A 20,812-nucleotide genomic window follows, 5' to 3' on the forward strand; every position below is an offset into this window, starting at 1 on the left:
GTATATCCTTCGCAGAGTGAGGTAATAAGGATTGAAATTCCTAGTCATTACAGTAAGCTCTACAATGAGGAGTTGATTAAGCGTCTCGTAATTCGTCCGGGCCTTGATAAGACAAAATACATTACTGCTGCCGATACGGTTTTAAACGCGCTGGAAGTATGCGGTGGTAATGGCGTTTACTATTTCGGCCAAGGCCCGACGGATCACACTGCTGGTAAGTATCAAGTTGTAACCAGAGTAGGGAATGAGTTGCAATATGTACGTAATCGTACAAGTCAATTGAGCCACAAGCGACTAGTTGAGGCATATTATGCGGGCACGCTGTATAGTGATAAGTGTTTCACATATAAGCGTAATGAGTCACTGATGAGTCAAGTTATCAAGCTAGTCGATCTTAATCGGAAAAAGGTTTCCAGCGACAAATTCTAATTTCGACTCCTTTTCATGAACAACGCCACCTCCAACAAACGCCAAAGCAACGACTTCTTCTGGCCCAGCTATGTGGACCTGATGACGTCCTTGTTCGTGGTGATGCTGGTGCTGTTTGTGTACAGCTTCAAGCTGTTCAAGGACCGGGAAGGGGAGCTGAAGCAGGCCAACGGTGAGCTGAAAGCCAAGGCCGCCGAGCTGGAGCAGATTACTAAAATCCGCCGCTCTTTGCAGCAGCTCGAGGGCCGCTATTTCCGCTACGACCCCACCAACGAGCGCCACGAGCTGCTGGTACCCGTGCAGTTCAAAGCCGGCCGCGATGAAATCCAGGACAGCTACAAGCCCGCCCTGCTGCAAGCCGGCCGAACCCTGCGCACAGTACTTAAGAGCATCAAAACCGACCAGCCCGTACGCTACCTAGTGATTGTGGAAGGCATGGCCGCGCGCTACCCCCAGGGCGACCCGCGCAACGCTCGCGAGGAGCAAACCACCTACCAGCTCAGCTACCGCCGCGCCCTCAACCTGCTCAACCTCTGGAAACAGAACGGCCTCAATTTCGGCCAGGACCGCGGCATCGAGCTCATCATCGGGGGCAGCGGCTTCTACGGCACCGGCCGCTACCAGGGCCGCCGCGAAGGTGACAACAAACGCTTCCTGATCCAGGTGATTCCGAAGGTAGGGCGGATGCAGTAGGGGAGAAGTTAAAAACTAAAAGACCGTCATGCTGAGCTTGGCGAAGCATGACGGGCTGTTTTGTGCCTAGATAAGTCCGCCGAAATAAAACTACACCGCTTGTAGCCGCAACTGCTTCTTCTTGGTTTTGTTGCGCCGACCCCACCAGATGACGGTTCCGGTTACGGGCAGACTGGCGCAAATCAGGCTGGTCAGGAAAGCCACGAGTTTGCCGCCGAAACCCAGAATCTGGCCTACGTGCAGGTCGTAGTTCATGTCGGAGAACTTGGTGCCGGCGCTTTTGGTGGCATGAAAACGCGACTCCAGCAGCTGGCCTGATACGGGGTGGAAGGCATACTCGTCGCGGTGGTAGTAGTGCAGTGCCTTCTGGTAGGTCCAGCAAAACGCGGGGGCTTTGCCCGCGCCGGTTGGGCCAATGAGCACCATTTCGTTGGCGGGCGAGAGGTGCCGCGCGGTGCGGTACACTACGTCGGATAGAGGCTGGGCGGCAGTGGATACGGTTTGCAGCGTATCGAGCTTGGTTTCCATCAGTTCCTGCGTCGCTGGCTTACCCCCATCCACCACGTACACAATCGACTGCAGCATCCAGGGGAAAATCATGAACAAGCCTGATAAAGCCAGCACCAGCCCGATGCTGGCCGCGTAGAAGCCCAGCACGTTGTGCAAATCATAGTTGACGCGGCGCCACCGGGCTCCCCACTTGATGGTGAAGCGCTGCTTGCGCTCCTGCTTGCGCTTGGGCCACCATAATATCAGGCCGGTCAGCATCATCACCACAAAAATGGAAATGCTGATACCTACCACCCATTTCGCCACCGGCTCGGGCAGCAGCAGGTGCATGTGGATTTCCTGGATGATAGTGAAGAAGTGCGTACGCAAATCCTGCTCGTGCAGTACTTGGCCCGTGTAAGGGTTCAGAGACACCATAATAGGAGCGCCGGCCTTATCAGTGAAGAACACGGTGGCCGAGCGCTCCGGCCCGAAGTAGGTAGTCCAGCAGTCTTTAGCTTGTATGCCGGGGTGTGTGGCCAAGGCGACGGCCTGCAGCTGCGAGGGCAGCACCTGCGCGGTCGTCTGGGCTTCCACCTTACGCCACGGCTCCGTCAGGTCCCGGATATCATCCTGAAACACGAAGATGGCCCCGGTGATGCTCACAATGAACACCACCAGCCCCGAGGCCAGCCCCAGCCACAGGTGCAGTTTCCCGACGGTTTTCTTGAATGTGCTCATAGGCGAAGGCAAAAGCGGCTGTCATTCCGAGCAGATCAAAGAATTTGCGCTACCTGAGTGAAAGGTAAATCCAGATTCCTCGCTCCGCTCGGAATGACCGTTAGAACTTGTAGGCGACGCTGCCGATGATGCTACGCAGCTTTTGCGCATTAAAGGTGGTGTACCCAATCCAGTAGTGCTCATTGGCCAGGTTATCAGCCTTCACTGAGAAGCGGTAGTGCGGCAGGTCGTAGAAGGCACTGGCGTTTAGTACCGTGTAGCTGGGCAGCGTGAATACGCCCTGCGAGACGCTATTCAGAATCTTGTTTTCGCTGGCGTAGTTGCCGCCGAAGCCCAGACCCAGCCCTTTGAGCGGGCCTTCCGGCTGGCGGTAGCTTACCCAGGCATTGGCTAGGTAAGGCGAGGACGCCGTGTTGGGACGACGTCCGTTCACGTTTTCGTTGGTGTTGACGAACTTCGAGTAGTTGTAGGCAAACCCGCCCACCACGTTCAGGCCCGGCAGCGGATTGGCCGTCAGGCTCAGCTCCGTGCCGCGGCTCCACTGGGTGCCGTCTTGGGCGCTGATGGTCAGCGTGGTGTTATCGGGGTTGGTAACGGTGTAGAGCGGCCGCAGGATGTTCTGTACCCGAATGTCGTAGTAGCTCACCGTGGCGCTCAACCGGCCGGCGGCAGCATCCAGCTTTACCCCGGCTTCCGCTTGGTTGGCGCGCTCGGGCTTGGTCACAAACGACTGCCGTTCGGCATTGATGTAGGAGCTGTTCTGGTTGTTGAAGCTGTTCTGGTAGTTGGCGAATACGGCAATCCGGTCTTTCACGGGCTGGTACACTAGGCCGAATTTCGGCGAAACGGCTGTTTGCTGGTATGCTTCCACCGGCGAGTACAGGATGCCGCCTTTGTTATCGTAGCGGTCCACGCGCAGGGCAGCCAGCACGCTGAGTTGGTCGGTCAGGTTCAGCACATCCGATACGAACGCGCTGTAGGTATTGACTTTGGTGGTAACCGGGTAACGCCCCGGAGCCTGGGCGGCGTACTTGGCATCGACGACGCCTTTATTGAAGGAGCGGTAATCAGTGCCCGGCACGTTGATCTGCACCGTATCGATAGTGCCCCCGAAGAACTCAATGTCGGAGTCGAGGCGCAGGAAATCCAGCCCGAACACTACGCGGTTACGGAGGTTGCCCACCTGAAAATCGCCGTTGAACAACTGCTGCACCTGGTAGGTCTGGCGGCGGCTGTCCTGCGTCGACTGATCGGCGCGGATCAGGCTGCTGACCCCGGGAGTGGTGCCTCTGCCCAGCGCAATGTCCGAGGCCAGATAGAAGTAGGCGCCGTTGCCTTCGGAGTAGCTGCGGCTCGACGACAGGTACGTAGTAGAGGTGAAGCTGGGCGAAATGCGGTAGCGCACCTGCCCAAACAGGTTGGTGCTGCGCGAATCCTGCGTCAGGCCCGGCCCCTGGTACGACTGACGGTAGTCGAGCGGCGCCTGATCGGCCCGCGAGAAGCCGAAGTTGTCGACTTTATCGAGGAAGTAGAGGTAGATGAGCTGCTTGCCCACGTTGGTGCTGCGGTACACCTCCGCGTCCAAGTTGATGGTCAGGCGGTCTGAGGGTTTGAACTGCAGGCTCGGTGCAATGGCTACGTCTTTGGCGAAGCCCGTATAGCCCGCATTCTGAAAGTTGTCTTCGTAGGTATAGGCCCCGTTAAGGCGGAACGCCAGCGTCTTATCTGCGTTGAGCGGCGTGTTTACGTCGACACTGGCCCGGTGGAAGCCATAGCTGCCGGCAGCTACAGCCGCTTCACCCCCAAATTGCTCGTAGGGTTTCTTGGTTACGCGGTTGAGCAGGCCACCGTAGGAGGTCAGGGCCGAGCCGTACAGCGTAGCCGAAGGACCTTTTATAACTTCCAGCTTCTCCAGATTGGCCGCGTCGATGGTATTGGTTACGCCACCGGCCACACCATTGCGCAGCTGGCTTGATACCACAAAACCCCGTGAGGCGTAGAACGAGCCACCGTCGCCGCTACGGCCAGTGGGCTCCCACATTTTCTGGACGCCCGGCGCGTTGCGTGTGGCGTCGTCCACGCTGAATACCAACTGCTCCGTCAGCAGCTCTTTGCCCACGGTGGCGTACACCTGCGGGTTTTCCAGATTGCTGAGCGGCATCTTGCCCACGTCTACGCTGGCGGAGCGGTTGAACTTATTGGTGCGGTTGCCACTGATAACTACCTCTTTGAGCTGCTGGGTATTTTCGGTTAGCATGAAGTCGACTGCCGTGGCTTGGCCGCCACTCACCGTCACGGCCTTTTCTTCACCTTTCAGCCCTACCGCCGAAATAACCACAGTATACTGCCCGTCGCGGACCCGCTCAATCACATACTCGCCTTGGCTGTTGGTAATAGCCCCCTGGCTGCGTCCCTTCAGGCCCACGGTCACGGCCTCGGCCGGGTTGCCATCGGAGGTGGTTATGCGGCCCCGAATGGTGGCGGTTTGCTGGGCTTGTGCCACCAGGGCGCAGGTTACGAGGGTAGAAGTCAGGCCCAGAAGGCGAAGATTCAACATGGTGTGTTTGTTTAGAATCGGTCCAGATTGCTGCAAAGGAACACTGTAAAATCTATTTAGAAAAATTCTTAATATAAAATATGTTGCTACAGTTGAGCTTTAGAGAGTGTTCAGGACCGGCAGTGGTCAGGTGCCAGCTCAGGTACTCATGTTCCATCGACGTACTGATGAAGCCAGCAGTAACCGATCTGAAAGAATCAGGTAGGGGCACTGCATCTGCCAAAACTGTGGGCTATCTTCGGCGCTTCTCCCGCTATTCCCATCCGATGCAGAAATTTGTCTTTCCCGTAGTAGCGCTGGTGGCGCTGGCCTCGTGCCGCTCCACCCAGTCGAAGGCCCCTGGAGCCGCTGCTACTGCCGCTTCTACCTCTACCGCCGCGCCCGTGCAATACCCCGATTCCCGCAAATCCGACCAGAAAGACGACTACTTCGGCACCTCCGTAGCCGATCCGTACCGCTGGCTCGAGGACCTCGACTCGCCTGAAACCAAAGAATGGGTGACGGCCGAAAACAAGGTCACGTTTGGCTACCTGGAGCAGATTCCGTTCCGCGACAAAATCCGCCAGCGGCTCACCAAGCTCTGGAACTACGAGAAGTTTGGGATTCCGCAACAGGAAGGCAATCAGCTGTATTTCAGTAAGAACGACGGCCTGCAGAATCAGGCGGTGCTCTACACCCAGCAGGACGGCCAGCAGGGTCAGCCGGATCTGTTGCTCGACCCCAACAAGTTTTCGGCCGATGGCACCACCGCGCTGGCTGGCACCTTCTTCTCCCCTGACCACCGCTATATGGCCTACGCCACCAGCGGCGGTGGCTCCGATTGGCAGAAGCTGAAAGTGCTCGACCTGAAAACCCGCCAGCCGCTCCCCGATGAGCTACAGTGGGTGAAGGTGTCGGGCGCGGCCTGGTACAAGGATGGCTTCTTCTACAGCCGCTATGATTCGCCCAAGGCCGGTGAAAACCAGCTTTCCGGCAAAAACGAGTACCACAAGGTGTACTACCATCAACTCGGCAAGCCCCAGGGCGCCGACAAGCTGGTGTACGAAAACCCCAAGATGGCGCTGGGTTTCCGCACCGTGGGCACCACCGAAGACGAGCGGTTTCTGGTGCTTTACCTCACCGATGGCAAGGCCGACGGCAACCGCCTGCTGGTGCGCGACCTCACCGACCCCAAGCAGGCCAACAGCTTCACTACCCTCATTAACAGCTACGAGCAGAATAACTCGGTAGTGGGCAACGTGGGCGGCCAGCTCCTGGTGCAAACCAACTATAAGGCCCCCAACTACCGCGTGGTGCTCATCGACCCGAAAAAGCCCGAGGAGGCCAACTGGAAAGAGGTGTTGCCCCAGACCGAGCAGAAACTGGAAGGCGTGGACCACGTGGGCGGCTACCTGGTAGCCTCGTACCTGAAGGACGCCAGCAGCCTCATCAAAGTGTACACCGAGAAGGGCGAGTTCAAGCACGATGTGGCCCTGCCGGCCATCGGCACGGCCAGCGGCTTCGGCGGCAAGCGGGATTCGAAGTCGGTGTACTACGCCTTCACCTCGTTCACGTACCCGACTACCATCTATAAGTACGACCTCGCCTCGAACACCAGCACCGTGTTCCGTGCCCCCACCGTGGACGTAAAGCCTGAGGACTACGTAACCACCCAGGTGTTCTACGCCAGCAAGGACGGCACCAAGATTCCGATGTTCATCACCCACAAGAAAGGCGTGAAGCTCAATGGTCAGAACCCGACCTACCTGTACGCCTACGGCGGCTTCAACATCTCGCTCACGCCGGGCTTCTCGGTGGCGCGCATGTTGTGGCTGGAAAACGGCGGCATCCTGGCCATCCCGAACCTGCGCGGCGGCGGCGAGTACGGCGAAAAGTGGCACCAGGCCGGCATGACGCCCAATAAGCAGAACGTGTTCGACGACTTCATTGCGGCCGCCGAGTACCTGAAAGTGCAGGGTTACACCAGCACCGAGAAGCTGGCTATGGCCGGCGGCTCCAACGGCGGCCTGCTGGTAGGTGCCACCATGACCCAGCGCCCCGACCTGTGCGGCGTGGCCTTCCCGGCCGTAGGCGTGATGGACATGCTGCGCTACCAGAAGTTCACCATCGGCTGGAACTGGGCCCCCGAGTACGGCACCAGTGATAACTACGCGCAGTTCCAGAACCTCTACAAGTTCTCGCCCCTGCACACGCTGAAGGCAGGCACCACGTATCCTGCCACTATGATTACCACCGCCGACCACGACGACCGGGTGGTACCCGCGCACTCCTTCAAGTTTGCCGCCGCTCTGCAGGCTGCTAATGAAGGCCCTAAGCCCCAGCTCATCCGCGTGGACGTAAATGCCGGCCACGGCGCGGGCAAGAGCACCAAGCTGCAAATTGACGAGTGGGCCGATATTTGGTCCTTCGCATTCCACAATATGGGCGTGAATCCCTATGGGAAATAGATTGAGTTGTCAGTTGTGAGTTGCCGGTTGCCAGTCCGTTCCAGCAAAAGGATGAAAGACTGCCTGCTAGCTTAGTTTCGAAAACTGACAACTGGCAACTCACAACTCACAACTGATTTGCTGTATCTTCGCGGCCGCAACCTCGTAATTGCCTCAGTCATTTGCTTTCAGATATGAAAAAAACGCTCCTGTTCGGTCTGTTGGCCGGCTCGTTGCTCTCTGTCACCTCGTGCAGCAACCCCGATTATAAAAAGGATGATGAAGTGACGGCTAAGCCGCTCGAATATCCGGCAGCTGTTGATACTACCGGCGGCAAGAAAGCTCCCGAAAACGCCGCTACGCGCGAAGTCAACGCAGCTAATGCTACCGAAGACATCAAGAAGATGCAGCCGGTGATGTAATTGCCCGGCGCAATTCGCCCGGAAAGTGAGTAATGGCCCGGGTCGTTGCTCACTTTTTCTTTTTCAGGCTATTTTACGGCAAACGCCGCCTGTATCTTCACTACTAACTACGCACGAATATGAACATCCGTCGGGGCCGGGAGGCCGATTTGCCGCAGGTGCTGGCCCTGATTCAGGAGCTGGCCGAGTACGAGCAAGCGCCGCAGGAAGTCACCAACACGCTGGCCGACATGCAGCGCGACGGGTTCGGGCCAGAGCCGATTTTCAAGTTCTTTGTGGCCGAAGACGCCGCGGGCATCATCATCGGTATTGCGCTGTATTACACGGCGTACTCCACCTGGAAAGGCCGAATGCTGTTCTTGGAAGACTTGGTAGTGACGGAAAACCAGCGTGGTACCGGCTTGGGGCGCAAGCTCTTTGATGCTGTAGTGGCCGAAGCGCGGCATATGGGTGCCAACCGCATGAAGTGGCAGGTGCTGAAATGGAATGAGCCCGCCATCGGCTTCTACAAAAAGCTAGGCGCCCACCTCGACCCCGAGTGGGACAACGGCAACCTCAGCCACGAGCAACTTCACACCTACGCCTGTGACCCCACCGTGGAAGCAGCCGTAACGGGGCCAATAGAGTAGACTGCCACACCACCTGATAACAAAAAGGCCGCCTGAGCAAGGCGGCCTTTTTGTTATCAGGGTTTTCCGAAGTTACTCCACTATCTCCAGCATGGTACGGAAGGAGGCGTAGCGGCCGGAAAAGTGCTTTTCCACTGCTTCGCGCAGGGCGGGGGCTGCTACTTCCTGGTATTCTTCCAGCTGGTTGAGGCTCACACAGTAATACTGCGCGGCGTAGGTAACACCATTGTCTTCCTCGTTGAGCAGGCGGCAAAGCTGGCTTTTGATGAAGAAGCCGGTAGCCATTACTTCCGGAATGTGCGTGTCACGCATGAAGCTCACCCATTGCTCTTCAATTTCCGGGTCGAGGCTGGTGGTGACGTTGTATAAAATCATGGTTTCAGGGTCTGAGGCCTTAAATGATGCGCTGGCGGATAAACGGCCGGGTTACTACTGCCTGTTGCAACGTGCGGAAAGGCGTAACACAAAAGTCGGCCAAAAAATCCATGCCCGTAAAACTTCCAAGCCTGAAACCACATAATCACACCCGCAGGTGGTCGAACTGGAAGTGCTGGATGCGGGCCTGAATGTCTTTAGAAGAGAGCTTTTCGCGGATGGCGGCCTGCACCAAGCCGGGTAGTTCATCGTCGCCGGCAAAGCGCAGGGCCAGAATCTGGCTGAGCTGCAACTGGGCTTCGAGGGGGCGTAGGCTCTGACCGGTAATTTCGAAGTAGCGCTGGCGCACTTCCAGCCGGATGAGGCGGTCTTGGAGTTGCAGCGCGTAGTGCTGGCGCATCATGACCAAGGCCCCCAGGCTTACTATAGCCAGGGCCATCACCGTAAACCAGAGGCGAGACGTTTCGTCGTCATTACCTGCTACATCCAGGTAGCGCCGGATGCCGTAGCCTGCCAGGATAAGGGCAGCGGGCACCAGCACAAAATGGTGCCACGGGTAAAACATTGGGGTGTTTTTGGTGGGTTGATTGGCCATTGGGGAGGGAAAATAAAGAAAGTAGGTGGGGAAATACGCAAAAACTCCGACCGAGGCCGGAGTTTTTGGGGTGATACAGCGCGTTGGCAAACCAACGGCCAGGTTACATTTTGGCAGCTTTCTTGGCTTCGCGGGCTTTGCGCTTTTCGTCGCGGGCGGCCTGCTTGGCAGCCGATTCCTGACGGCTGGCTTCCTTGGCCACGTCGCGCTGACGTTTCAACTCAATTTTCTGTTCCTTCATCTGACGCTTCTGCTCGCGCATGGCGTTTTCCTGGTCCTTGAGCTGGGATTTGGTCTGGTCGACGCTGCTGCGGGTAGCGGCCGTTTCCTGCTTGCGGGCATCGAGGGCCGTTTTGGCATCTGCGGCGCGTTGCTGTTGCATCTGCAGACGCATCTGGGTAGAATCTACCACCTGGGCCTGGGCGTGGCGGCCACTCAGGGCGAGGACGGCCACGGCGGCTACAACAAAAATATTTTTCATAAGAGGGGGCGGATTTCGATAGGAAATCCGCCCCTAGTACGAAGCTGAGCCGTAATAGTTGATATTCGACTGGCTTATTCTTCCACGTAGTCGAGGTCTTTGCCGAAGCTTTCGGGTAGCGTGCTCACGGCCCAGAAGGCAATTAGTAACGACACCAGCCCCACTACAGCTCCGGCCAGCACGCGGTTGGGGGTGCCGGGCTGGCCCAGCGCGGCGGCGGTGTACTGAAAAATGGGCACCAGCAGCACCACCGAGCCCCGGGCGAAATTGGGGGCTGTGGTAGCCACCGTGGCCCGCAGGTTGGTACCGAACTGTTCGGCCGCCACCGTCACGAACAAGGCCCAGAAGCCCACCGAAATGCCCAGCACAAAGCACACGGCATAGAATACGGTAGGTGAGGCACCCTGAATACCAAACAGGTACACGCCCACCATCAGGCCGCAGAAGGCCAGAAACACCTGCAGCGCCCGGTTGCGGCTACGCAGCACTTGGCTGAGCGTGCCGCTGGCAAAATCGCCGAACACCAGCCCGAAATAGCACCAGAACACGCCCAGGCCGGCCGTGACGGGCCCGGTCAGGCCCAGATCTTTGCCGAACTCGGGGGAAAGCGTAATTAAGATGCCCACCACAAACCACAGCGGCACGCCAATGAGCAGGCACTTGAGGTAGCGAGCCAGGCGCGGGCCGTTGGTGAACAGGGCGAAGAAGTTGCCGCGCTCCACCTCGCTCTTTTTGGCCTGCTCAAACAGGCCCGACTCGTACACGCCCACGCGCAAGGCCAACAGCGCCAGCCCCAGCCCGCCGCCCACGAAGTAGGCGTTGCGCCAATCGAAGGCCTCGTTCACCCAATAGGCCAGCATGGCGCCGGATACGCCCACGGTGGCCACAATCATGGTGCCGTAGCCGCGCTTTTCCTTGGGCAAGGTTTCGGAAACCAGCGTGATGCCCGCTCCCAACTCCCCGGCCAGCCCGATGCCCGCAATCAGCCGCAGCCAGGCGTATTGGTCAATGGTCTGCACGAAGCCGTTGGCAATGTTAGCCAGTGAGTAAATCAGGATGGAGCCAAACAGCACCGACAGCCGGCCCTTCTTATCACCCAGAATACCCCACAAAATACCGCCGAGCAGCATGCCGCCCATCTGCATGTTGATGAGATAAAGGCCCTGGCTGGTGACCTGGTCAGCGGCCGTGATGCCCAGCTCGTTGAGGCTCTGCACGCGCACAATACTGAACAGAATCAGGTCGTAGATATCCACGAAGTAGCCCAAGGCGGCTACCACCACAATGGCGCTCAGCAGGCCGGTGGTTTTGGGAGGAGAAGCTGGTGTAACGGTATTCATGCGGGAAGGGAATTTGGGACCCGCAGATTACGAAGATTTACTTGCTCTTCAACTCCAAATACTGCCTGCTGCACTGTTTAATGATTCTTTCTGCTTCATCAAACTCCATCCAACCCGCATCATAGGTTTCTGCTGTCGTACCAGTTACCTGAAACCCGAAGGTATCTGCTTGCAGCATAGATGACATATCAACAGCACTAACTTCTGCCGTTTCGGAAACACAGAAGCTCCATTCGTGCCAGCGGGCGTGGAAATAGAAAGGGCGGGAAGCAACTGTGCCTTCAGCCTGCACCGGGCAACATCCTTCCAGCGTCCCCATTAGATGGAGGCTTTCGTCAGTCAGAATACGTTTGTATTCTCGTTCCATTGTACTTTAGGTTACCTGCTCGTCGCAGCAGCCGTGGGCGCCCATCAGCGGGAATTCGTCTTCCAGCTGCACGGTGCAGTGTTGGATGTTGAACTCGTGGAGCAAGTCGTGCTGCAAGTCGCGCAGGAACTGGTTGCCGTTCTGGCCACCGGGGCGCACCAGGTGCACCGTCAGGGCCGTGTCTTGGGTGCTGAGGGGCCAGATGTGCAGGTCGTGGAGGCCGGTAACGCCGGGGCGATCCAGCAGCCAGCGGCGCACCGCCGCCACCTCAATGCCGGCCGGAGCGGCCTGCAAACCCAGTTGCACGGTTTCGCGCAGTAGCTCCCAGGAGCTATAGCCCACCACGGCCAGAATCACGAAGCTGATGGCCGGATCGAGCCAGAGCCAGCCAGTGAAGTACACCAGCGCCCCGCCCACCACCACGCCCACCGACACCAGCATATCCGTGAGCATGTGCAGGTACGCGCCGCGCACGTTCACGTCGCCCTTCTGCCCGCTCCGGAACAGCCAGGCCGTGAAACCGTTGATGAGAATGCCCAGCCCAGCCAGGCCCATCACCACCGGGCCGTTTACCGGAGCCGGGTGGCGCAGGTGGTCGATAGTGTCCCAGAGAATAAAGCCCAGGGCCAGATACAGCAGCGCCGCGTTCAGCAACGCGGCCTGAATGGTGGCACCCTTGTAGCCGTAGGTGAACCGCTCGGCGGCGCGGCGCTTGGCCAGCAAGGCCGCGCCCCAGGCCAGCGCCAGGCTCAGCACGTCACTCAGGTTATGGCCCGCATCGGAAAGCAACGCTGAGGAGTTGGCCCACAGGCCCCCGGCCGCTTCCCCGGCCACAAACAGCAGGTTCAAGGCAATGCCCCAGCCAAACGCCCGGCTGAAGTTGCCATCGGCGGGCGGGCCGTGGTGGTGGGCGTGGTCGTGTCCGGCGTGGTCGTGGGGCATGAGGGCTGGCGAAGTGTTATGCAGTGGAAGACAGTAGCGCGAACTTTGTAGTTCGCGCTACTGCTCGTGCTGACTTACTTAAACGACAACGGCACGATCAATTTCACACTCACTGTGCGGCCCAGGTTGAACACGCCTTGGCGGCCCGTTACCTCGTTCACGGCCGTGTATTTCAAGCGGCTGAGGTGGTTTTGATACGCAACGTCGAACAGGTTGTTGGTCGCCAGGTACACCGAAAACAGCGTGCGGTCCTTGCCCGCCACCACGTCGGTGCCCAGGCCGGCATTGAACAGGGTGTAGCCGGGCGTGCGGGTTTCGGTGTCGAAGGCCGAGAAAATGCGGTTCTGCCGAAAGTTGTGCTCCACCGTACCCCGGGCGTAGAGGTTGCGCAGCCGCGAGTTGCGCACCTTCCGGAAGTTCACCCGCAGTTCCGACTGCAGTCGGTCGGCCGGGATGAAGGGCAGGTTGCGCTGGCCGGCGGGCTGGTTCAGCTGCACGGCCCGCACCATCGAAAACGAGTTTTCAAAGTGCAGCCAGTCGAGCGGGTGGGGGTGCAAATCCAGGCTGATTTCGCCCCCGGCCAGGCGCGCGTCGCCCTGCCCGTAGCGGAACACCCGGTCACCTTCACTGGACACCGAATCCTGGCCTGTAGGCGTGCTCAGAGCCCGGGGAAATATGTAGTTACTGATCTGGTTGCGGAACACGTCGGCCGACAGGCTCACGTGGTCGGAGGTGAAGCTCAGGCCGCCATCCAGTTGAAAGCTGGTTTCGGCCTTGAGGTCCGGCTCCCCGATTTCGTAGCGCACGGTGCCCTCGTGGATGCCGTTGGAGCCCAGCTCGGCAATGTTGGAGGCCCGGAAGCCCCGGGCCGCGTTGGCCTTGATCAGCCACTTTTCGCTCAGATTATAGGCTGCTCCCACGCTGCCGCTCACGTTGCGAAACGTGCTCCGGAAGCCCGCAAACTTGGTTTCGCCCTGCCCAACGGGCACCGGCTGCTCGTAGGGGCCCAGGTCCAGGGCATCGGCCGTGATGCGGCGCACATCGTAGCGCAGGCCGCCGCTGAGGTCGAGCTGGCCGAAGCTCTTTTTGGTGACGCCGAACAGGCCGCCGTCGAGCAGGCGGTAGGCCGGAATCAGGAATTCCACGCCCTTGTTCTGGTTTTCCTGCTGCATGCCGCTCACGCCCACGGTGGTGTTCCAGCCCTGCATTTCGGGCAGAAACCAGCGTAACGCGTAATCCACGGTGCGCAGCTGGAAAAACAACGACTTCTCGTAGTAGTCCTCGGGGTTGCCGAACTCCCGGCGCAGGTTCTGCTGCCAGCCCACGTTCAGCGTGAGGCGGTGCTGGCCCAGGATGAAGTTGTTGTCGGTACCGATGCGTAGGTGGTTGATTTGCTGCCGGGGCACATCGAGGCCGTAGCCCGAGAAGCCGCGGCCGGTTACCACCTGCTCTTCGCCCAGGTCATTCACCCGCAGAAACCGGCCCGAAGTGCTGTCCCGCTCGCCCTCAATCAGCCCCAGAATCTGGTTGAAGGAGCTGACGGTGAGGTGGGAGTAGCCCCAGCTTTTGTTGAGGCCCACGTAGCCGCTGCCGTTCAGCTCCCGGAAGCCCGAGTTGTACACCCGACCGTCGTAGCGGTTGCGGTAGTCGGCGGCCACTTTGCCCGAGCCGCGCACCTGCCAGTTGAAGCCGTTGAGGTTGCCCGCATTCCACACCGAGTAGCCCTGCTGGTAGTTGTTGGTCTGGTAGTTGGCCGTCACGGAACCCAGAATCCGGCCGTCCTCCACCGGGTCGGGGGCCAGGAAGTTGATAACGCCGGCCAGCCCGTCGGAGCCATATAATAAGGAGCCGGGGCCTTTGATGATTTCGGCCCTGTCGATGCTGTACTCGTCGATTTCGATGCCGTGCTCGTCGCCCCACTGCTGGCCTTCCTGCTTGCTGCCGTTGTTGAGGGTGATAACGCGGTTGGCCCCCAGCCCCCGGATAATGGGCTTGCTGATGGCCGCGCCGGTGGTAATCTGGTTGAGGCCGGGCGTGTGGGCCAGGGCATCCACGACGTTGGTGGCGGCCGTCTGGCGCAGGCGCGTCTGGTCCACCACGCTGGTCGGAATGGGCGAGCGGCGCATTTCGGTACTGGCCGATACGCCCGTGACCACCACCTGCCCGATTTCGGTTTCGGCGGGCGTGAGGGTTACGCTGAGCGGGGTTTCGGCGCCGGTATCCACGGTGCGCACCACGGTGGTGTAGCCCACGAAGCGCACCTGCAGCAGAAACCGCCCGCGCGGCAGCCGCGCAAACCGAAAGTTGCCCTCCGCATCGGCCGACGTGACCTGCTTGAGGTCGGGAAAAATGATAGTAGCGCCGGGCAGGGCCTCGCCGGTGGCGGCATCGGTGACGCGGCCGGTAACGGGCGTGGCCGCCCCGCGCGCGGACCGGATGGCCGGGGCCGGAGCTGCCGCCGGGGCGGGCGAAACGGGGAGATTCTGGGCCAGTACGCTGCCCGAGAGCAGCAGCAGACCGGTGGTGAGGGGAAGGCGGGACATAGAAACGGACATTACACGCAGCCATCAACGGCAAATGGCACCATCGGGCTGCATTCGGCCAAAAACAAAAGAAAACACCGGCCAACGGCCGGTGCCTTCTTGGAAAATTCTCCACAACCAAAACGGGAGAAAAAAGATGGAGAAGCCGTTTGCAGCCAGCCCCTCCTGAATCACTAAATCACCATTTCACTATCTCACCGCCGTGGGGAAGTTCACTTCCACGTCGGTGTCGCCGGGGGTGGCAGTGCCGTTCTTAGTGCCGGGCTGGTGGCGCAGCGTGATTTTGAGGTTGCCGGTGGTGCCGGTGGCGTTGACCGCACCGGTTTGCAGGCGAGTATCGAGGCCCACTTCCAGGTTGTTCTTGTCCTTATCGGTGCGGGTGATGGTGACGTTGGTGCCGGTGGTTTCGAACAGGAACAGGTGCTCATCGGCCTCCTCCTTCACCTCGGCGGAAATGTCCTCGGCCGGACTCTTGGTTTCGTCGAGCAGCACTAGCTTGCCGGTGTAGGTAGTATTGGGGGCCAGCGTGAGGCCGGTAATCACGGGGGCCGCGCCGCCGTCACCGTCCACGTCGCGGTACTGGGCCGTGAGGGTTGCGCCGCCGGTGGTGGGCGTCAGCTCGTAGCGCAGGGTGGTGATTTGCTCGTTTTCCTCGTCGGGCGTAGGTGTCTCGTTGTCGTCGGAGCAGCTGGAGAATACCGGAGCAGCGGCCAAAGCGGCCAGGAAAGCGGAGCGGAACAGCAGGTTTTTCATGAGTTCAGGGAGTAATAAGGGTGATGGAGTAAAGGGTGAAAAGTGCTGGGTGGAAAGTAGGGGAGGTGTTGGTTAAGGCGTTTTGGAGGCAGTGGCGCGGCCGAATTCCAGCGGCACCCGCAGGCGCAGCGTCAGGTTGCGGCCCATTTCGTCGGCGAAGTAGCGGTACCGGTTCAGGTAGTCGCGGTAGCGGTGGTTGAGCAGGTTGGAGCCCGCCACGCTCAGCTCCAGCGGCAGGCGGCCCCAGTGCAAAGTGGTGCCGGCTTCCAGCCCCAGCAGCCCGTAGCCTGCCGGGGGCAGGCGGTAGTCCCGCTCGGCGTAATTGCGCGGCACGCGGGTCTGGCGGGCCACGCCGGTACCCAGCACCTGCACGTAGCTGTTCTGCAGGCGGCCACCAGCACGGTTGGCCGGCTCGTAGCGCAGGCTCAGCTCGGCGCGGTCGGCGGGCATGAAGATGAGCCACTCATCCTGGCGGGTGTCGCGGCCGCGCACCACGGCGGCCTTGCCGGCCAGCAGCCAGCGCGCGGCCAGCTGGTAGGAGCCGCTCACGTCCAGCCCGCGCAGCGTGGCGTCAGTCTGCTGAAACTGCCAGCTCGCCAGCACCCCCCGGATGTTCACCACCGGCGGCAGAATGGGCGACTGGTACAGAAATCCCTGAATGCGCGTCTGATACACGGTCAGTTCCCCGTTCAGGCGCGGATTGTCGTGCAACGTGGCGGTGAGGCCCAGGTTGAGGGCCGTTTCGGGTCGGGCCGGGCCGTTGCCGGGCACCAGGTCGTAGCCCAGCTCGTATTGCGCGTTGTGCACCCCGTCGCTGAACCGCTCGTTGGGGGCGGGTGCGCGCCGGGTCAGGCCCGAGGCCAGCCGCACGGTGAGGTGAGTAGAGGCATCGTACACGGCCCCCAACGAGGCGGCCGGCGTAGTGTACTGAAAGCGCGATTCCGCCACCCCGAATACGCCGCCCTCCCGGGTAGCACGCTTCACCTGCAAATCGCGTCGGTCCAGGCGCAGGCCGCCTTCCAGCAGCCAGCGGCCCTGCTGCCACTGCTCCAGCCAGAACGCGCCGCCCACGTAGTTGGTGTAGAACGGAATGAACTGCCGGCTGCCGTCGGCATAGCGGTTGAACTGGTAGGTGCCCGCCAGCCCCACGCTGCCCGTGAAGCCGTGCCAGGGGCGATGTTCCCACAGCAGCTCGGCGGTGCTGGTGCGGTTGGTGTAGCTCAGGGCCGGCCGGTCGAGGGCGGCGCGGTTGTCGTTGCGGGGGCGGTATTTGTCGTACTCGTCGCGCCCATCTACCTGCTGGGCCACAGTGGTGCTCAGCCGGCCAGCATTGCCCGTTTTCACGAAACCCGTAAACTTGAGCACCTGGTGCCGCACCTGCTGGTAGGCCCGCTCGATGTCGTAGGTGAAGCCGGTGGTTTCCAGCGGCCGGTCACGGGACACGGCCAGCAGAAAATCCTGCTGGTTGCCCACGTGCGCCGCCGGTAGAATTCCGATGCGGGTGTTGAACTGGCTGTAGAACATTTCCGCCCCGTAGGTGGGCTTGCGCCAGCCCACGGCCCCCGAAAAGTTGCCTTCTTCAAACCCCGAGTTCTTCAGATAATAGCCCGGCGCGCGCATAGTGCCGACTTTGCGCACCGTGCCCTGGGCCCGCCAGCTCAGGGCCGGCAGACGGCGCAGGTTGCCTTCCACCGTGCCCGAGGCCGCGCCCAAGCCGTTATTGCTCATGCCCACCAGGTTCAGCTCCCCGCCCGTGCCGGCCGAGTCGCGCAGGGTGCGGGGCTGCACCAGCACCACGCCGCCCACGGCATCGGAGCCGTAGCGCACACTGGCCGCGCCCTTTACCACAGTGAGTTGGGAGGCCAGAAACGGGTCGATTTCCGGGCCGTGCTCCTGGCCCCACTGCTGGCCTTCCTGCCGCACGCCATTGTTGAGAATGGTCACGCGGTTGGAGTGCAGCCCGTGAATCATGGGCTTGAAGATGCCGGGTCCGGTTTGCAGGGCCGTCACGCCGTTCACCTTCTGCAGGGCCTCGCCCAGCGTCTGGCCCCGGGTCTGCTGCAGGTCTTTTTCGGTGAGGGTGGTGGCGGCCTGCGTTATGGGCGCAGCCACGCGCTGTCCGCTTACCACGGCTCCTTTCAGGGCCACGGCGTCGGGGTGGAGGCGGAAGTCCCGGTAGGCAGCGGCCGTCAGACGTACCTCGTCGGTTTCGGGGGCAAAGCCCACGAAGCTTACCTGCACATGGTAGGTGCCAGGACAGAGGTTATCGAGGTGATAATGGCCGTCGGGTTCGGTTTGGGTGGCCTGCCGGGTTTCCAGCACAACCACCGTCGCCCCCGCCAGCGCCGTGCGCGACTCATGGTCGAGCACGCGGCCGCTCAGCAGCAGGGCGCAATTCGCCGGAGCAGGGGCCTGAGCCCACAGCAGCCGGGGTAGCGCGCACAGCAGCCCTACCGCCAGCGCGAGGCCAACCCATCCACCCCGGAAACGGCCCGGAGTACGAAAAAACATACGAAGTCAAGGGAATCTGCCCGATTCTGCTCTAAACCAACCATTCCCGTCGCCGGGCCGGGAGCGGGCAGGCTCCGGCCGGTATCAACCGCACGTTCTCAACTACACAACAGTCCCCACCAGGCGTGGGGCGCAGAGTTTACCTCAGGAATGGTTACCGCACTTACGCCCGGGCCGGCGGCCCGCGCAGGTCGGGCGTGGTAAAGTGGTCCGTTACCTGAACGGCGGCCACGGCGGCCGTAACCGGGGCGGCAAACTGCAGCGGCTCCGCCGGAGCTGCCTGCGTGGCCGGTGCCGGCTCGAAGGCCGACTTGAAAAACTGATCCGCGTCGCAGTGCTGGTGCTTGGCCGATACCAGGGCTTTCCCTTTGGGCCAGCCGGTAGCCTGCGTGGGCTCTTCGGTGGTGTGCGCGTGCTGGTGCAAAGCCAGTACCCACGCATCGGGCAGCAGCACCCGCGCGAAGCACAGGAGCAGCACCAAAGCCAGCCGGGAACGAAGAGTCTGCATTTGCAACAATGTGTCGAACAAGAGCAAATGTAGGAGGAAAATGCGGACGATGTGCCGGTCAGCCCCAATAAAATTCGGTCATCACGCAAGGGTAATAGTCTGAACATCTTGCCGCAACAGCCCGAGCGGACCTTTGCGGCGGAAAAAACCAACTCTGTTTTGCTATGAAAAAGCTCACTGCTCAGTTCCTGCGCCGCCTGGCGGCTACGTTGCGCCCGTTGCCCAAGCGCGGCGGTATAGGGAGTGCCGAAGCGTTGTTTGTATGAGCGGCAGCGCCCAGGTTTCCTTTGGTTACCGGCTGGGGCATTTTGGGTACCGACGGCTGGTAGCAACTCCGCCTAGGCGGCCATCCGCGGTTCACAGTCCGGTAGCTGCCCCGTTGCCCGGGCGGCAGGTAGCCGGAAAATCAATCCGGCAAAATCCCGCATTAGTCGAGCTTCCATTCGGAGTCAGCTAAAACCCGAAGTTGGCGCCTAGTCGGGTAGCTAATTTTATGGCTGTCAGCCGGCTAAGAAAGCCGGTGGCAGCTGATTATGGTGTGTGCGTTTGAGTCGCTCTTTATGCAGATTGAGCCTTCGTTGAAGTTATTGCGTTGGGACTGGCAGGGGCCGATGGACCGCCCGGCTTTTGAGCAAGCCTTCGAGCAACTGCTGGAGTGCTCCAGCAAGTATCATGTGCGGAAATGGCTGGCTGATGTTTCGCGCATCCCTTTGGTGGGCACTGATGAGCAGGCGTGGCTCAGCGAAACTTGGCTGCCACGTTTCGTGCCGCTGCAGGTGCGCACAATAGCGCTGGTGCTGCCCGTGAGTCTGCACAATCAGCTAGTGGTGGAAAGCCTGCTGACCGACGGCCGGCGGCAGGTGCGGGCTGATATCCAGTTCTTCTCCGACGTGCCCGCTGCCCTCGACTGGCTTACCACTTCCGCCGATACGTTGGTGCAGCAGCTGGAGCAGGAGTGGCAGGAGGCCATGCGCAAGCCCGGGGCTGTTCGGCAGGGCCGATGCTAAAAGACCGGTCGGGCAAGAAAAATAGTTGGGCGGCAATTTGCCCCTGCTGATCGAATCTGGAGAACGACAGAAAAATTGGCGCAGTACTATTATTCTTATAATCAATAGCATAAGCTCTTTCTATATGGTAACGCACGTGTCGGGTACCCCCTGGAGCTGTTTTCTGGTCCGGCATGAGCAGGCCCGTAATCTGCTGTATATTGAGTGGCAGCCGCTGGTGAGTGCCGCCCCGGCGCGGGAGATGCTGCAACAGCTGCTAACCGCCATTGACACTCGGCACGCCGTCCGGTGGCTAGTGAATCTGCACGGCATGCCGGCCCTGTCCCTCTCCGATCAGCACTGGTTGGAGCAGCACTACCTGCCCCAGTTGGTCCGGTTGCCGCTACAGTATATGGCCCTTATTCTCACTTCTCATCGTCAGCACGAAGATCTGCTGGATGTTACCGCCCATTTCCCACCGCCGTTTGAGGTGCAGGTGTTCGACGACCTGACTACTGCGCTGGAATGGCTGCATTACGTGGGAGCACCCGCCGTCCCCGAAGCGGTTCGGCATTTCCACGCCGCCTGAGGTGGTACTGATTTTGGCTATTGCTAGGCTGCAGTTACGCCGTCAGTAACTGCAGTTCGGTGAGCAGCATTTCCTGCCGGAACTGGTAGCGCACCCAGTTCACCAGCGTACCGCCTAGGCCGGCCGTCAATAGTCCCAAGCCAGCTTCTGTCTGTTGCGGGAAGTAGGCTGCTACCAGCCCGCCGCCTACCAGCACCAGCAGGCTCAACACGGAAAACAACACAAACTGGCGGGCGTTGGACGCTAACGATTCTTCCAGCGTAAGCAGGGCGCGCAAGTCGCGGGCGCGGAAACGGGGGGCGGTAGCGGTAGGCATAAGAGTAAACAACAGATGGGTAATGAGTTGGCAGCACGTACGGGCGCGGGCAGGTGGCCGGATTGCGCTGTCAAACTGACAGTGGCCCGCGAACTGGAACGCCGTTTGAAAAATGGGAAT

General features: G+C 60.3%; 19 protein-coding genes. 6 read left to right on the forward strand and 13 right to left on the reverse strand.

The features are described 5' to 3' along the window. Positions 1 to 444 precede the first annotated feature (444 nt). The gene (locus HSW_RS02640; protein ID WP_044000722.1) at positions 445 to 1,122 is read left to right on the forward strand and encodes a hypothetical protein; all 678 of its coding nucleotides are present in this window, start codon (positions 445 to 447) and stop codon (positions 1,120 to 1,122) included. Positions 1,123 to 1,212: 90 nt separating this feature from the next. On the opposite strand, the gene HSW_RS02645 is transcribed toward HSW_RS02640, so the two are convergent. Further along, positions 1,213 to 2,352, reverse strand: coding sequence for a PepSY-associated TM helix domain-containing protein (locus tag HSW_RS02645; protein ID WP_044000723.1), 1,140 nt, complete (start codon positions 2,350 to 2,352; stop codon positions 1,213 to 1,215). 100 nt (positions 2,353 to 2,452) lie between these two features. Beyond that, the gene (locus HSW_RS02650; protein ID WP_052346034.1) at positions 2,453 to 4,909 is read right to left on the reverse strand and encodes a TonB-dependent receptor; all 2,457 of its coding nucleotides are present in this window, start codon (positions 4,907 to 4,909) and stop codon (positions 2,453 to 2,455) included. Positions 4,910 to 5,175: 266 nt separating this feature from the next. Between HSW_RS02650 and HSW_RS02655 the strand changes: the two genes are divergently transcribed. The 3 genes from HSW_RS02655 to HSW_RS02665 all read left to right on the forward strand — a co-directional run bounded on the left by HSW_RS02655 (position 5,176) and on the right by HSW_RS02665 (position 8,386). Further along, complete coding sequence (locus HSW_RS02655; RefSeq protein WP_081768227.1) at positions 5,176 to 7,356, forward strand: prolyl oligopeptidase family serine peptidase; 2,181 nt, start codon at positions 5,176 to 5,178, stop codon at positions 7,354 to 7,356. A gap of 173 nt (positions 7,357 to 7,529) precedes the next feature. Then, on the forward strand, positions 7,530 to 7,757 hold the full coding sequence (locus tag HSW_RS02660; protein WP_044000724.1) for a hypothetical protein: 228 nt from the start codon (positions 7,530 to 7,532) through the stop codon (positions 7,755 to 7,757). A 119-nt stretch (positions 7,758 to 7,876) separates the two neighbouring features. After that, entirely contained in the window at positions 7,877 to 8,386 is a 510-nt protein-coding gene (locus HSW_RS02665; RefSeq protein WP_044000725.1) for a GNAT family N-acetyltransferase, read from the forward strand. 72 nt (positions 8,387 to 8,458) lie between these two features. Here the strand turns inward: HSW_RS02665 and HSW_RS02670 are convergent, their stop codons facing one another. The 10 genes from HSW_RS02670 to HSW_RS02710 form a co-directional block, all read right to left on the reverse strand. Beyond that, complete coding sequence (locus tag HSW_RS02670; protein WP_044000726.1) at positions 8,459 to 8,761, reverse strand: DUF4286 family protein; 303 nt, start codon at positions 8,759 to 8,761, stop codon at positions 8,459 to 8,461. Positions 8,762 to 8,906: 145 nt separating this feature from the next. Next, positions 8,907 to 9,356, reverse strand: coding sequence for a DUF6526 family protein (locus HSW_RS02675; RefSeq protein ID WP_044000727.1), 450 nt, complete (start codon positions 9,354 to 9,356; stop codon positions 8,907 to 8,909). 103 nt (positions 9,357 to 9,459) lie between these two features. After that, on the reverse strand, positions 9,460 to 9,837 hold the full coding sequence (locus HSW_RS02680; protein ID WP_044000728.1) for a hypothetical protein: 378 nt from the start codon (positions 9,835 to 9,837) through the stop codon (positions 9,460 to 9,462). A gap of 74 nt (positions 9,838 to 9,911) precedes the next feature. After that, entirely contained in the window at positions 9,912 to 11,177 is a 1,266-nt protein-coding gene (locus HSW_RS02685; RefSeq protein ID WP_044000729.1) for an MFS transporter, read from the reverse strand. A gap of 37 nt (positions 11,178 to 11,214) precedes the next feature. Next, positions 11,215 to 11,544: a hypothetical protein gene (locus HSW_RS24060; RefSeq protein ID WP_155832795.1), complete on the reverse strand. Its 330-nt coding sequence runs from the start codon at positions 11,542 to 11,544 to the stop codon at positions 11,215 to 11,217. Between the two features lie 6 nt (positions 11,545 to 11,550). Then, complete coding sequence (locus HSW_RS02690; RefSeq protein ID WP_052346035.1) at positions 11,551 to 12,486, reverse strand: cation diffusion facilitator family transporter; 936 nt, start codon at positions 12,484 to 12,486, stop codon at positions 11,551 to 11,553. Between the two features lie 74 nt (positions 12,487 to 12,560). Continuing rightward, positions 12,561 to 15,029 carry a TonB-dependent receptor gene (locus tag HSW_RS02695; RefSeq protein WP_044000730.1) on the reverse strand — a complete coding sequence of 823 codons (2,469 nt, stop codon included), beginning with the start codon at positions 15,027 to 15,029 and terminating at the stop codon, positions 12,561 to 12,563. A 189-nt stretch (positions 15,030 to 15,218) separates the two neighbouring features. Continuing rightward, the gene (locus tag HSW_RS02700; protein WP_044000731.1) at positions 15,219 to 15,782 is read right to left on the reverse strand and encodes a hypothetical protein; all 564 of its coding nucleotides are present in this window, start codon (positions 15,780 to 15,782) and stop codon (positions 15,219 to 15,221) included. Positions 15,783 to 15,854: 72 nt separating this feature from the next. Next, a complete protein-coding gene (locus HSW_RS02705; RefSeq protein ID WP_052346036.1) occupies positions 15,855 to 18,293 on the reverse strand; it encodes a TonB-dependent receptor in 2,439 nt (812 codons plus the stop codon). Between the two features lie 163 nt (positions 18,294 to 18,456). Further along, positions 18,457 to 18,801, reverse strand: coding sequence for a hypothetical protein (locus HSW_RS02710; protein ID WP_044000732.1), 345 nt, complete (start codon positions 18,799 to 18,801; stop codon positions 18,457 to 18,459). Between the two features lie 578 nt (positions 18,802 to 19,379). On the opposite strand from HSW_RS02710, the gene HSW_RS02715 reads away from it, so the two are divergent. Both HSW_RS02715 and HSW_RS02720 read left to right on the forward strand, forming a co-directional pair. Continuing rightward, entirely contained in the window at positions 19,380 to 19,808 is a 429-nt protein-coding gene (locus HSW_RS02715) for a hypothetical protein (RefSeq protein WP_155832796.1), read from the forward strand. A gap of 124 nt (positions 19,809 to 19,932) precedes the next feature. After that, complete coding sequence (locus tag HSW_RS02720) at positions 19,933 to 20,376, forward strand: SpoIIAA family protein (protein ID WP_044000734.1); 444 nt, start codon at positions 19,933 to 19,935, stop codon at positions 20,374 to 20,376. 34 nt (positions 20,377 to 20,410) lie between these two features. Here HSW_RS02720 and HSW_RS02725 read toward each other — a convergent pair whose 3' ends face one another. Continuing rightward, on the reverse strand, positions 20,411 to 20,692 hold the full coding sequence (locus HSW_RS02725; protein WP_044000735.1) for a hypothetical protein: 282 nt from the start codon (positions 20,690 to 20,692) through the stop codon (positions 20,411 to 20,413). Positions 20,693 to 20,812: the final 120 nt, after the last annotated feature.

The sequence above is a fragment of the Hymenobacter swuensis DY53 genome, assembly GCF_000576555.1.
GTDB lineage: Bacteria > Bacteroidota > Bacteroidia > Cytophagales > Hymenobacteraceae > Hymenobacter > Hymenobacter swuensis.

What these genes read in the sequence shown, in the direction of transcription:
- HSW_RS02640 (WP_044000722.1), top strand. Translation starts at nt 445, where the DNA reads ATGAACAACGCCACCTCCAACAAACGCCAAAGCAACGACTTCTTCTGG.
- HSW_RS02645 (WP_044000723.1), bottom strand. Translation starts at nt 2,352, where the DNA reads ATGAGCACATTCAAGAAAACCGTCGGGAAACTGCACCTGTGGCTGGGG.
- HSW_RS02650 (WP_052346034.1), bottom strand. Translation starts at nt 4,909, where the DNA reads ATGTTGAATCTTCGCCTTCTGGGCCTGACTTCTACCCTCGTAACCTGC.
- HSW_RS02655 (WP_081768227.1), top strand. Translation starts at nt 5,176, where the DNA reads ATGCAGAAATTTGTCTTTCCCGTAGTAGCGCTGGTGGCGCTGGCCTCG.
- HSW_RS02660 (WP_044000724.1), top strand. Translation starts at nt 7,530, where the DNA reads ATGAAAAAAACGCTCCTGTTCGGTCTGTTGGCCGGCTCGTTGCTCTCT.
- HSW_RS02665 (WP_044000725.1), top strand. Translation starts at nt 7,877, where the DNA reads ATGAACATCCGTCGGGGCCGGGAGGCCGATTTGCCGCAGGTGCTGGCC.
- HSW_RS02670 (WP_044000726.1), bottom strand. Translation starts at nt 8,761, where the DNA reads ATGATTTTATACAACGTCACCACCAGCCTCGACCCGGAAATTGAAGAG.
- HSW_RS02675 (WP_044000727.1), bottom strand. Translation starts at nt 9,356, where the DNA reads ATGGCCAATCAACCCACCAAAAACACCCCAATGTTTTACCCGTGGCAC.
- HSW_RS02680 (WP_044000728.1), bottom strand. Translation starts at nt 9,837, where the DNA reads ATGAAAAATATTTTTGTTGTAGCCGCCGTGGCCGTCCTCGCCCTGAGT.
- HSW_RS02685 (WP_044000729.1), bottom strand. Translation starts at nt 11,177, where the DNA reads ATGAATACCGTTACACCAGCTTCTCCTCCCAAAACCACCGGCCTGCTG.
- HSW_RS24060 (WP_155832795.1), bottom strand. Translation starts at nt 11,544, where the DNA reads ATGGAACGAGAATACAAACGTATTCTGACTGACGAAAGCCTCCATCTA.
- HSW_RS02690 (WP_052346035.1), bottom strand. Translation starts at nt 12,486, where the DNA reads ATGCCCCACGACCACGCCGGACACGACCACGCCCACCACCACGGCCCG.
- HSW_RS02695 (WP_044000730.1), bottom strand. Translation starts at nt 15,029, where the DNA reads ATGTCCCGCCTTCCCCTCACCACCGGTCTGCTGCTGCTCTCGGGCAGC.
- HSW_RS02700 (WP_044000731.1), bottom strand. Translation starts at nt 15,782, where the DNA reads ATGAAAAACCTGCTGTTCCGCTCCGCTTTCCTGGCCGCTTTGGCCGCT.
- HSW_RS02705 (WP_052346036.1), bottom strand. Translation starts at nt 18,293, where the DNA reads ATGTTTTTTCGTACTCCGGGCCGTTTCCGGGGTGGATGGGTTGGCCTC.
- HSW_RS02710 (WP_044000732.1), bottom strand. Translation starts at nt 18,801, where the DNA reads ATGCAGACTCTTCGTTCCCGGCTGGCTTTGGTGCTGCTCCTGTGCTTC.
- HSW_RS02720 (WP_044000734.1), top strand. Translation starts at nt 19,933, where the DNA reads ATGGTAACGCACGTGTCGGGTACCCCCTGGAGCTGTTTTCTGGTCCGG.
- HSW_RS02725 (WP_044000735.1), bottom strand. Translation starts at nt 20,692, where the DNA reads ATGCCTACCGCTACCGCCCCCCGTTTCCGCGCCCGCGACTTGCGCGCC.